Below are 12,591 nucleotides of genomic sequence, written 5' to 3' on the forward strand. Positions count from 1 at the left end.
ATAACATAGCTTATAACCAAGTTATTATTAAATTATTACAGTCATGTTAAAACCTAGCTTAGTTCTGCCAATATTATCTTTATTAAGCATTGCTTGCAGTACAACACCAGAAATCGATACTGGAAAAAATGTAAAGTTGAAAGTGGATAAAATCGAAAGTGCAGCGAAACTATCAGAATTTATTGATAGTATCAATTACATCAAACTAGAAACAACAGATAAATCTTTCATTTCAGAAGTTTCACATGTGAAAATGCTAAAAGATAATGTCGTAATTTTTGATGATCCGCAAAATGCAATATTATGTTTTGATATTAAAGGAAATTTTAAATACAAAATTAAGCAAGTAGGGAAAGGTCCAAAAGAGTATATTAAGATCAGCGGTTTTGATATATTTAACGGAGTATTGGCAATTCATGACAGGATGACAAAAAAGGCATTATTCTTCAACTTAAAAACTGGTAAATTTAAAAATGAGATAAAAATTAAATATGATTTTTCTTCAATTTTAATGATGGAAGACGGATTTTTAGCATATACAAATAACAATCCAAATCTTGTAAAAGGTAAAATTCCTCAAAATGCTGAAGTATACTATTTTGATTATAATGGAAAAATTATTGATGTTTTAAGTAGATTTCCAATTTATTTAAATTATGTGCATGATTATAATAATTATGTATTTTGCCGAAATATGAATGACGTATATTTTAGTCCTATATTAACTGGGAGAATTTATAAATTCGACAAAGTTAAGATGCATCTAGATCCTATTCTAAATTTACAGTTGGATAATAACAATTTCTTTTTTAATATATTAAAGGAATTAAATAGTAATTCTTTACCTAATGGAGAATTTAATGCCAGAAAAACAGCAATAGAAGCAAGGGATAATTCTAATGAGTTTTACCACTCAGGACCATGCTGTTTTATTAATAATAAAGTGTTTTTTATGACCGTCAAACAAAGGAAAAGTCATATTAATATTTATAATATCGATAAAAATACCTTAATGACATTTAGGAAGATTACAAATGATATTGATAATGTATTTCCTTTTTTGTTTATGATGCCTTTAAAAGGTGTATACGATAATGCATTTATATACTCAATTACATATGATGATATTGCAACCTTTAAAAATGAAGGTGAGCATCAGCTTCAGTACAAAAAGAATATTAAAGCTTCAATGGAAAATCCAACGATTGCGATATTAAATTTTAAAAAACATGAAGAATTATAAGCTGTCAAAAAGAAAAGTGTTCTTTTTATTTACATTGTTGATTTCAGTAATTAGAGTGATATATAATATTCAAATGCAGTTTGCAAATAAAAGGTTAATGTTAGAGATAAATATGCAAAAACAATCAATAAGTCGTCAAACTGAAAATGCCATCAATTATTTATAATCTATTTTAAAATATAACTATTTATATGGGAATGAATTTAACGAATATGTTGGTAGAAATGATTCATATTACCTTTGATATCAAGTCAATTAAGGACGGTATTATTCTTGCTTGGGGGGACAAAACGTGTAATTCATGTGTCTCCGTTATTTGCTAATATATTAGTAATTCAAATTGCCCTAAGAATGATATATATTGTTAAATACAAAAAACTAATGAGAAATTTTATTCTTTTAATGTCTTTGATATTGAATATGCTTCTGTTTGGATGCAGAAATAAAGTATCAACTTCTGATTCGTTGGTGGTAAATAATATTGATGCTTCAGTGGACAAATCGAGTGTGTTTCAATACTCGGAATATGTTGACACTTCGGATTTAACATTTTGTTTTTTAGAAACAAGGGACGATATTTTAATTGGAGAATTAATACAGTTTTATATTTTCAATAATTATTATGTTATTAGTACAAAAAGAAAAGTATTTATATTTGATTTTAACGGGAAATATATCGCTTCAATATATCATTTAGGCAAAGGTAAAGGTGAATATTTAGCTTTGACAGATGTTTATGTAGATAAAAATGATTTTATCTACATTTTAGATCAAAAGCTAAAGGAAATTTTAAAATATAATTTCAAAGGCGAATTTATAACCTCATATAACGTAGGTGTTGTTGGAAAAAGATTTAATAAACTTAATGAGGATATATGGGCTATTTATACAGGGTCAATTACTGTAGATAGTAATTATCGTTTAAACTACTTTTCAGAAAAAAAGAATAAAATAGTTCGACAATTTCAATATATTCATGAAAATGAAAGAAGTTGGATGCATTTCAGTGAAACTGGGAATTTTTTCGAATACGGAGATAAAACTTTTTTTTATACTGTATGTAATGATACAATTTACGAGATTAATGAAGAAGGAATCCGACCTGATCTAAAGTTAAATCATGGGAAGAATTCTCTTCCTTCCTACATACGGAATGGACAATACAAAGATGTAAGAGAATTCTTGAGCAAAATTGAGGGTAAAGATTATGTAAGTAGGCTGTTTAATTTCACATACAATGAAACCACAGCATCTTTTGGTATATTGTTAAATTCGAGTGTTAATCATGTCCTGGTTAATCATAAATCTAATAAAACCATCTGTATTAAAGCTTTTAAGAATGGAACAGTTGACGTCAACAAAAATCCATATTTTTTATTACCAGAGATAGAGCACAAGGGCTATTTTTATAAGATTTTGTATATCGACGAGCTATCGAATATAGGTATTTTTCATGGTGATGATAAAAGACTGCTAAATGTGAATAGAAATCCTGTTATAGTAAGATTTAAGTTTAAATTATGATTGAGCATATTAAGATATAATAAATACAAATGATAAGAATTTATTTTACTGCTGTAATCTTAACTATTGTTTTAATATCATGTTCAGACAATAAAGAATTTTCACAATTCAAAACAATAAAAACTGCAGAAAAAATTTCTGAGCCTCTTATAGAAGAATTAATCAATATTAAAGATATTATTGCTTTGGAAACAAATAAAGATTGTTTAATAGGCATAATTCAAAAAATAGAAGTTTATAACGATACGATCTTTATATTAGACTATGATAATAAAACACTTTTCGCCTTCAGTGTATTTGATGGTAGTTTTATTTTTAAAATTAGAAGTGTTGGCAAAGGTCCGGGAGAATATATATCATTATATGATTTTATTATCGATGAATATGAACATAATATAAAAATTCTTGGTAGAGGTAAAATTCTTACTTTCAATCTTGGCGGTAAATTTATCACTGAAAAAAGACTTGATTTTGCACCTACTAAAATAGAACGATTAAATAAAAACACCTATTGTTTATGGAGTGGAAGCAACTCTGTTCTAAAAACTCATTACTATACATTGCACTATATTGATAACAAATTTTCTGTGCAGGAGTCATTTTTGAAAGATACAACGAGTAGGATTTTTGATTCCCCAAAGATGTTTTATAAAAGTAATAATGAAACATATTTACGACCAAATCGATTTTCTTCTTCTATCTATAGCTTGTTGGGTGATAAACCTCAACTAAACTATAAAATTGACTTTAATGGTAAATGGATAAAAAGGAGTTCTAACAAGAATATCATTAATCAACAGATACAAAATGGTGCTTTTTATAAAATTAGAAATTTTTATCTTGCCAATGATCTGGTTTATTTTACTTGTGTTAGAAAGGGTCTTATATACAGAACAATTAATTACTCTAATCCACATAATTCCATTATGTGGTCAAAGGCTTCCGAAAAAAGCATATTCCGTTTAACTCCATTTAATGTTGACGAATTTTATAATGACATGGTTTATTGGCATATAGAGCCCATGAATTTAAAAGAACAGATTCAGAATCTTGAACGAAGAGGAATTTATAGTGAGGTAGCAGATAGATTTGATATTAAAAGTAAATTAAGTTCAACTAATTTAATCAATAGTAATCCTTTTATTGTTAAGTATGAATTCAAAAATATTGAGTAACGCAGTAATAGTTGTTTCTGTTTCAGACAGTTTCCCATAAAATGTGTAAATAAGGAAAAGTATGATGCAAAAAAACGGACCGCAAATGCGATCCGTTCTGATATATCTGAGATATTAATTCTCTCTAATTCCTAATTGTACATTCACAACTGATTATTTGTGCCCGAACGCAAACACTGTTTCTCTGAATATCTCAGAAACAGTTGGATGTGGGAAAATAACTTCTTCCAGTTCTTTCAGGGTCAGTTCAGTTTCAATAGCCATACATGCGCCGTAAATCATTTCAGAACTTGGGTTACCAATCATATGAACACCAAGCACTTCGCCATATTTCTTTCCTACTAAAACTTTGCACAAACCGTTAAAACCTTCGTTTTCCACAATAAAACGACCGGCATACGTCATCGGAAGCTTTTTTACATCATATTCAATCCCTTTCTTCTTGGCTTCGTCTTCTGTAAGACCAACAGCAGAAATTTCCGGATCGGTATAAACAACCGCAGGAATCGCGTTATAACGCATTACATCTTCCCTTCCACTCAGGTTATTTACAACCACCTCTCCTTCACGGTAAGCGGTATGAGCCAATTGTGAAAATCCGGTTACATCCCCTGCAGCAAATACACCCGGCACGTTGGTACGCATTTTATTATCCACCTTAATACCGCCACGTTCAACTTCTACGCCAAGATTCTCCAGGCCAAATCCCTGAACATTGGCTTTACGGCCAACAGAAAGCAAAATCTTATCCGCAGATACTTTCTGCTCTTTTCCGTCTTTATCTGTAAAAATGACTTCGTTGCCCTTAACCTCCGTCACCTTGCTTTCCAGATGGAATTCAATGCCATTCTTTTCGTATTCTTTCTGCAACATGCTGCTCAGTTCTCCATCCATCGGACCCAGAATTTTGGGCAACATCTCGATGACTGTTACTTTTGTACCAATGGTATTAAAGAAACAACCGAACTCCATCCCAATAACGCCACCACCTATGATCACCAGAGATTCAGGACGTTCCTGAAGTTCAAGAATTTCGCGGTTAGTAAGGATAATATCAGATACGCCATCCACACCTTTGATTGGCGGAATAAAAGCCTCTGATCCTGTACTGATCATAATATTTTTTGCCTGATATTCCTTGCCGTCAGACTCAATATTAAAGGCATCGCCGCTTTTCCCTTTTATGTTGGCAAATGCTTTAACAACCTCCACCTTATTCGCTTTCATCTTGGATCCAACACCGCCAACAAGCTTCCTTACAACTTTCTGCTTTCTTTTGTAAAGCGTTTCATAATTAAAGCTCACTTCGCTGGTCTCAATGCCGAATTTCTTACCTTCCAGCGCTTTATGATAAAGCTTTGCACTGTAAAGCATTGTTTTGGTGGGGATACATCCTTCATTCAGACAGACACCACCTAATTCACGTTTTTCAAACAGAATAACTTTAAGGCCTTTTTCTCCGGCTCTTTCAGCGGCATCATAACCGGCCGGACCACCTCCGATAATTGCTAAATCGTACATATAAAATTTTTTATCTTAAAAACAGAACCATTAATGTATTGTTCAATGAAATATAAGCTATTGCACTTAAAAATTACCTTATCTAAAATTAGTTACCTGCTAGCTACCCGGGCGTAATTATTTAGAAAATTCGCCTCCTCTGAAACTAACATAAAGTTCGATGAGTGCCGTAAGCAAAACAAAAACGCTCCAACTGTTACTGCCCCGATACATTAAAACTGCCGAAAAGATGAGTGACATACCGCTAAAGATCTGAATCTGTAATAAACGACCACGTATTTTTGTCCTGTTCAGAATAAAACTGAAAACCCGGGACAACGTAAATAAACACGCACCTGCAAGGTACGCATAACTCGCGGTCTGATAATTCGAAATCTTTAATAAGATGCCGGCTAAAACTAAAAGTGTTGAAAAATAAAAGAGGTTATTGTTGAGCTTTTGCTTGTTCATACGCCATATTAATCTTCAATTACCAGGTAAATATCCTCATTTTTCTTCTTCATCAGATATTGTTCCCTGGCAAATTTTTCCAGTGTTTCCTTATCGCCTTTCAACTCATTCAACATTCGTGTGTTCTCATCAATTTCATTAATGTAATGTTGCTTTTCCTTCTCAAGCTGATTCAGCTTTTGGTTATTTTTAACCCTGCTGACAAGATTGTATTGATCAAAAAACACAATCCAGACAATAAAAAAAGCAGTTGTAAGAACAAATTTATTCTTTACAAACGGAAATATGCGTATAAAAAAATCTTTTACACTCATGGTAATCATTTCATCACTCATGCAAATTTATTTTAATCGTTATGTAATACCATATATAACGACCGGAACTTATAAACAATTTTTCCTACTTTTGTGAAAATTTTTCAACAACACTTCAATGGATGATGTTTTTGAACATATTGTTTATTCAAAGGATGTAGTAGAGTTTGTTACAGTCGCGAACCAGTTCTGTTTGTTCGTGGAACAATCGTCTACACAATCGGCAGATGAGTTTGTGGATAAAGCCGTAAAAATACTTCCATTACTCTATCTTAAGGGCACAATGCTGCCAAAGGTTGATCGCGAATTTGAGGATTCGCTTGAACGCATTGTAACGGAAGAGGACTATATGGCTATCCGCGACTTTATTGAATATTTACTGGGAAAAAGCGATGTCTACCTCGAAGTTTTTCATCCTGAAATAAAATACAGCGATGCCCCGGTTAGGGTAAAAATTTCGGAAGATATTGCCGATATTTACCAGGATATTAAAGATTTCATATCGTTGTACCAGTTGGGATCAACAGAAATAATGAACGACGCACTGGCCGAAGTTGTTGATAATTTCAGAGAATACTGGGGACAGAAACTGGTAAATGTACTCCGGGCCCTCCACAACCTGAACTATAGTGAAGAACGCATTGAATCGATAGAAGAAGAGGACGACTTCTATAAACGTACTGACGTTAGCAGAAGCTTCGTCGCCAAACGACAGAACGAGTGGCGAAATGAAGAGGAGGATTTTTAACAGATGACTTATCCTGATAGTATTACAAAAGAAGAGTTAAGCAACCTGCCATTATGTGGCTTTGAAGGGAAAGTAATAGTTGTAGATAACCAGTATCAGATTACTGAAGCACTGGAGCATCTTCAGCGGCACGATTTTATAGGTTTTGATTCTGAAACCAAACCATCGTTTAAAAAAGGTGTGATTAATGATGTCAGCCTGATCCAGTTATCAACACACAATACGTGTTATCTTTTCCGGCTCAATATGACCGGCCTCACAGACGAGCTTCGTGCGCTGATAGAAAATGACCATATCACCAAGATCGGATTATCGTTAAAAGATGATATCCGGGGATTACGCCGTCTGACGGATTTAAAACCACGGGGATTTATCGATCTTCAGGAAAAAGTTGCAGACTATGGAATTGATGACCGCAGTCTGAAAAAAATAGCGGGTATCGTGCTTAACAAGCGTATCTCAAAAAAACAACGGCTTACCAACTGGGAAAGCGAAATATTAACCGAGGCTCAACAAAGGTATGCAGCTACCGATGCCTGGATCTGCCTCGAAATCTACAAAGAACTCATCAGCACCGAAGAATATGAGCAATTACGCTAAAGTCATTCTTAAGTCCGGCAAGGACCAATCCATAAGACGCTTTCATCCCTGGATTTTTTCCGGAGCCATCAAAAAAATTCTTGGCGAAGTGAAAGAAGGTGACGTGGTTCATGTATACGACAATAAAGATGAATTTCTTGGCATGGGTCACTACCAGCCAGGCTCCATTATGGTGCGCATTTTATCGTTCACTGAAAAAGAGCCGGATGATAAATTCTGGTTCAACAAACTGCAACAGGCCTGGGAACTGCGCAAGTCTCTCGGTCTGATTTCCGAAACCAACAATACGTACCGTTTGGTTCATGCTGAAGGCGATGGACTATCAGGTCTGATCATTGATATGTACAACGGAATTGCGGTTATGCAGTCTCATTCTCTAGGCATGTGGTTGATCCGTGAAAAACTGGCTGCCATGCTTAAGGAACTGATGGGCGACAATCTGAAAGCCATTTACGATAAATCGGAAAACACACTCCCGTTTATGGCGGGTGCTGATCCGAACAACGCATTTCTGCTGGGTGACAGCACCGAAGATATTGCCATGGAATACGGTCTGAAATTTAAGGTTGACTGGTTAAAAGGGCAAAAAACAGGTTTTTTTGTTGATCAGCGCGAAAACCGGAAATTGCTGGAGAAATATTCTAAAGGCCGCGATGTGCTGAATATGTTTTGTTACACCGGAGGCTTCTCTTTTTATGCCATGCGTGGTGGAGCCAACCTGGTGCATTCTGTTGACAGTTCAGCACGTGCCATAGATCTGACCAGGGAGAATGTGGAACTTAATTTCCCGGGTGACAAAAGACATGATGCTTTTGCGGTGGACGCCTTTAAGTATCTGGAAGATATAAAAGATAAATATGATCTGATTATTCTGGATCCTCCGGCCTTTGCCAAACATAAAAATGTATTACACAATGCGCTTCAGGGCTATAAAAAGCTGAACGCCAAAGCATTTGAACAGGTCCGCAAAGGAGGTATCATCTTTACCTTTTCGTGTTCGCAGGTTGTAACCCGCGACATGTTCCGCAAAACGGTTTTCAGTGCTGCGGCTCAATCAGGTCGCTTTGTACGCATTCTCCATCAACTGGAACAACCTGCTGATCACCCTGTGAATATTTACCATCCCGAAAGCGAGTACCTGAAAGGTCTCGTGCTTTATGTGGAATAAAAACAAATTATTTTGAGATTTGACGAACTGAAATTTGACGATTCTGTACTTGAAGGCATCGACGCCATGGGCTTCGAAACCATGACTCCTGTTCAGGAACAAGCCATGCCTTTTATTATGGATGGACGCGATATGATTGCCTGTGCACAAACAGGAACCGGTAAAACGGCGGCATTTATGTTGCCGGTACTGAATGCTCTGCATAAAAGTCATTCCGACACTAAAGTAAAGGCATTGGTACTGGTCCCCACGCGGGAGCTGGCCATACAGATTGATCAGCAAATCCAGGGATTTGCCTATTTCCTGAACGTATCGGCCCTAGCCATTTATGGTGGAAATGACTCTATGAACTGGGATGTACAGCGTAAAGCCATTACTTCGGGTGTGGATGTTATTGTGGCCACGCCGGGCCGCTTAATACAGCACCTGAACCTGAAATATGTGGACCTTACAGGTGTGGAACACTTTATTCTTGATGAGGCCGACCGTATGCTCGACATGGGATTTTACGACGATATCGTAAAGATCCACAAATACATGCCACAGAAAAAGCAAACGCTCATGTTTTCGGCAACTATGCCTAAAAAGATCCGTGATCTGGCCAAAACAATTTTGTATAACCCGCATGAGATAAATATTGCGATTTCGAAACCTGCTGAAAAGATCATGCAGGTGGCCTACATGCTTTACCCGAACCAAAAAATTCCGTTAGTCAGGCATTTGCTAACCAATAAGGAAATGACGAGTGTTCTGATTTTTTCATCTACCAAGTCAGCTGTAAAAGAGATGGCAATGGATCTTAAACGTCAGAAGCTTAATGCTCAGGCCATCCATTCTGATCTTGAACAAAAAGAACGGGAAGCAATACTCAGGGAATTCAGAAACCGTAAAGTACAAATTCTCGTTGCCACGGATATCCTGGCACGGGGCATTGATATTGAAAATATCGATCTGGTAATGAATTTCGATGTCCCATCTGATCCGGAAGATTATGTACACCGTATTGGACGTACAGCAAGGGCTGAAAAAGAAGGCTTGGCCATAACATTTATCACCGAAAAGGACCAGGATAAATTTGCCCGGATTGAGCAACTGATTGAACGGGAAATTTACAAAGCCCCGGTCCCACCTGAATTTGGAGATACGCCGGAATATAACCCCAGAAAACGCAGTGGTGGCGGGAACAGAAACTACCGTAAGAAATTTAACAAACCAGGTAACAAAGGCAAGAAACATTTTCATAAAAAGGATAATAAACCAACGCATCCTAACGCCCATCATGGTGACAAAAAACACCAGGGCAAACATCACAAGCCGGATCAGGGAAAAAAGGATTAATGCGGATTTCAGTATAATAAGTCCGGGCTAAAGACCCAGCTTCATTAAGCCCAAAGCAAAACGCTGTGGCGCTTTGGGTATCAGGTGAGCCAAATTTTCATCCGCGCTGCATCGACTTCGTGGAGCTATGGCAGAGCAAGAAAGGGTAGGTTAACATCTAGGAAATCATGCCCCAGTTAATGCGTTTATAGGAAAGTTTAGTGAGCTGTTTGGAGAAAGTAGTATTGGATTCCTTCTCAAGCAGAGGATCATCATCAAGCACCTTTCCTGCTTCATCACGGGCCAGTTGTAAAATCTGCCCATCCTTTGCAAGGTTGGCAATTTTCAGATCGAATGGCAGTCCGCTTTGCTGCGTTCCTTCCAGATCACCCGGTCCGCGAAGTTTCAGGTCAGCCTCCGCAATTTCGAAACCATCGGTCGTTGCCACCATTGTTTCCAGGCGCTTTCGTCCATCTTCAGAAAGTTTCGGCGATGACACCAGAATACAATAGGACTGCTCTCCCCCACGACCAACTCGACCACGCAGCTGATGCAGCTGGCTGAGGCCAAACCGTTCTGCACTTTCAATCACCATCACAGTGGCATTCGGCACGTCCACACCGACTTCAATCACCGTTGTAGCCACCATTATATGTGTTTCGCCCTTTTTAAACCGCATCATTTCCGCATCTTTTTCCGACGGTTTCATCTTTCCGTGTACCATGCTGATTTTTAAATGCGGAAAATGCTTTTTCATGTATTCATAGCCTTCTTCCAGGTTCTTGTAATCGAGCGCTTCAGACTCCTGGATCAATGGATAAACCATGTAAACCTGCTGCCCCAACGCCACCTGCTTATCAATAAATTCATTAATGGCTTTGCGTTTCTTTTCGTAAAAATGAGCCGTCTTTATGGGCTTGCGACCGGGCGGTAATTCATCAATCACCGACACATCCAGATCGCCGTAAAGAGTCATAGCCAGCGTCCGCGGAATTGGCGTAGCTGTCATCACCAGCACATGTGGCGGAACCGTATTTTTTTTCCATAAGCGTGCCCGCTGAGCCACACCAAACCGGTGCTGCTCATCAATAATTACCAGGCCCAGATTATGAAACTTCACTGTATCTTCTATCAGGGCATGTGTACCAACCAGTATCTGCATCCCGCCGTTCTGAAGTTGTTCATGCAGTATTGTCCTTTCTGATTTTTTAGTACTTCCGGTCAGCAGTCCGACTTTAACCTCCATACCGTCCAACATTCCGACCAGTGTATTATAGTGTTGATTTGCCAGTATTTCGGTCGGTGCCATCATGGTGGCCTGATAACCGTTATCCAGTGCGATCAGCATCACCATAAGAGCCACCAGAGTTTTACCACTCCCCACATCACCCTGCAACAGACGGTTCATCTGTTTTCCGGATCCTGCATCCTGCCGAATTTCACGAATCACACGTTTTTGGGCATCTGTCAGTTCAAAAGGAAGACAGGTTTTATAAAAGGTATTCAGCAGATGACCTACCGTGCTGAAAACATGCCCTTTCATCCCCGCAGAACGCCTGTTTTTTAAGCGCAGAATATTCAACTGAATATAGAACAGCTCCTCAAACTTTAACCGTTCAGTTGCTTTCGCCAGCTTCTGATGACCCGTTGGAAAGTGAACCTCACGCAGTGCCTCGGTTAAGGTTGGGAAATGATGCTTTTGAATTAACCAGGCCGGTAACGTTTCCGTCAACCTGCTGTTCATGGTTTCAAATGCATTGGTCACCAATCCGAGCATGGCTTTGGAATTCAGGAAGCTGCTTTTCATTTTTTCCGTGGTGGGATAAGCTGCCTGCAAGCCTGATGTATAAGCTTTCTTTTCTGCTTCGTCGTATTTTTCCAGTTCAGGATGAACGACATTTACCCTGCCGTTAAAAAGTGAAGGCTTCCCGAACAGAATATAATCCACATCCGCTTTCAATGATTTGGCGATATATTTTATCCCTTTGAACCAGACGAGTTCTATGGATCCGGTATCATCCGAAAAAATGGCATTTAAACGTTGTTTGTATCCTTTTCCGGTTGTATCCATTGTTTTAATCCGGCCAATCAACTGCACATAAGGCATTCCGGCTGTAATTTCCCGGACCTTAAAAAACCGGGAACGGTCAATATATTTATAGGGGAAATAATACAGCAGGTCTTCGATGGTTCCGATTCCGGCTTCCTGTTTCAGGATGATAGCCCGCTTTGGCCCAACTCCTTTTAAATAGGTTATATCTGTTTCGTGCAACTCTGCCATGGTCATGCAAAAAACAAAAATAATTAAAAGACACAAGAATCAAGTCCCTAAAAATACAAATCTATGATTTGATATTTTACGAGGATCCTCGAAAATTGAAGCAATTAAAAATTGCGAATTTTAGGGAACATAAGAATCACAAGAGTACCATCAATATGCAGAGAGTCTTCTGCGAAACTCTGCGATCATCTGCGAGAAACAAAATATCCGTTACATCCTCACATCGTCAGGTTCAATAATCCTTTTCATG

At 37.5% G+C, this 12,591-nt stretch carries 11 protein-coding genes; 7 read left to right on the forward strand and 4 right to left on the reverse strand.

The annotated features are described in order from the left end of the window. The first annotated feature begins 43 nt into the window (after positions 1-43). The 3 genes from ACE01N_RS10055 to ACE01N_RS10065 all read left to right on the forward strand — a co-directional run bounded on the left by ACE01N_RS10055 (position 44) and on the right by ACE01N_RS10065 (position 3,942). Positions 44-1,243: a 6-bladed beta-propeller gene (locus ACE01N_RS10055; protein ID WP_380587954.1), complete on the forward strand. Its 1,200-nt coding sequence runs from the start codon at positions 44-46 to the stop codon at positions 1,241-1,243. A 381-nt stretch (positions 1,244-1,624) separates the two neighbouring features. Then, positions 1,625-2,767 carry a 6-bladed beta-propeller gene (locus ACE01N_RS10060; RefSeq protein WP_380587957.1) on the forward strand — a complete coding sequence of 381 codons (1,143 nt, stop codon included), beginning with the start codon at positions 1,625-1,627 and terminating at the stop codon, positions 2,765-2,767. A 29-nt stretch (positions 2,768-2,796) separates the two neighbouring features. Next, positions 2,797-3,942 carry a 6-bladed beta-propeller gene (locus tag ACE01N_RS10065; protein WP_380587960.1) on the forward strand — a complete coding sequence of 382 codons (1,146 nt, stop codon included), beginning with the start codon at positions 2,797-2,799 and terminating at the stop codon, positions 3,940-3,942. Positions 3,943-4,095: 153 nt separating this feature from the next. Here ACE01N_RS10065 and lpdA read toward each other — a convergent pair whose 3' ends face one another. The 3 genes from lpdA to ACE01N_RS10080 all read right to left on the reverse strand — a co-directional run bounded on the left by lpdA (position 4,096) and on the right by ACE01N_RS10080 (position 6,248). Next, a complete protein-coding gene (gene lpdA, locus ACE01N_RS10070; RefSeq protein ID WP_380587963.1) occupies positions 4,096-5,463 on the reverse strand; it encodes a dihydrolipoyl dehydrogenase in 1,368 nt (455 codons plus the stop codon). 117 nt (positions 5,464-5,580) lie between these two features. After that, a complete protein-coding gene (locus ACE01N_RS10075; protein WP_375729684.1) occupies positions 5,581-5,913 on the reverse strand; it encodes a hypothetical protein in 333 nt (110 codons plus the stop codon). A gap of 8 nt (positions 5,914-5,921) precedes the next feature. Next, the gene (locus tag ACE01N_RS10080) at positions 5,922-6,248 is read right to left on the reverse strand and encodes an FtsB family cell division protein (RefSeq protein WP_375729685.1); all 327 of its coding nucleotides are present in this window, start codon (positions 6,246-6,248) and stop codon (positions 5,922-5,924) included. A gap of 97 nt (positions 6,249-6,345) precedes the next feature. Here ACE01N_RS10080 and ACE01N_RS10085 point away from each other — a divergent pair, with 97 nt between their 5' ends. From ACE01N_RS10085 to ACE01N_RS10100, 4 genes are read left to right on the forward strand one after another with little or no spacing between them, the layout of a single operon-like run. Further along, the gene (locus ACE01N_RS10085; protein ID WP_380587968.1) at positions 6,346-6,975 is read left to right on the forward strand and encodes a DUF5063 domain-containing protein; all 630 of its coding nucleotides are present in this window, start codon (positions 6,346-6,348) and stop codon (positions 6,973-6,975) included. A gap of 3 nt (positions 6,976-6,978) precedes the next feature. After that, positions 6,979-7,575 (forward strand): 3'-5' exonuclease, encoded by a 597-nt coding sequence (locus ACE01N_RS10090; protein ID WP_380587971.1) that lies wholly within the window; start codon positions 6,979-6,981, stop codon positions 7,573-7,575. Beyond that, on the forward strand, positions 7,559-8,743 hold the full coding sequence (locus ACE01N_RS10095; RefSeq protein WP_380587973.1) for a class I SAM-dependent rRNA methyltransferase: 1,185 nt from the start codon (positions 7,559-7,561) through the stop codon (positions 8,741-8,743). The genes ACE01N_RS10090 and ACE01N_RS10095 overlap by 17 nt, the downstream gene beginning before the upstream one ends. Before the next feature lie 12 nt (positions 8,744-8,755). After that, entirely contained in the window at positions 8,756-10,081 is a 1,326-nt protein-coding gene (locus tag ACE01N_RS10100; RefSeq protein WP_375729689.1) for a DEAD/DEAH box helicase, read from the forward strand. A gap of 157 nt (positions 10,082-10,238) precedes the next feature. Here ACE01N_RS10100 and recG read toward each other — a convergent pair whose 3' ends face one another. Next, positions 10,239-12,341, reverse strand: coding sequence for an ATP-dependent DNA helicase RecG (gene recG, locus ACE01N_RS10105; RefSeq protein WP_380587976.1), 2,103 nt, complete (start codon positions 12,339-12,341; stop codon positions 10,239-10,241). Positions 12,342-12,591: the final 250 nt, after the last annotated feature.

This window comes from Quyinboa ferrireducens (assembly GCF_042436675.1).
In the GTDB taxonomy this organism is placed as follows: Bacteria; Bacteroidota; Bacteroidia; order Bacteroidales; family UBA5342; genus JBHJHP01.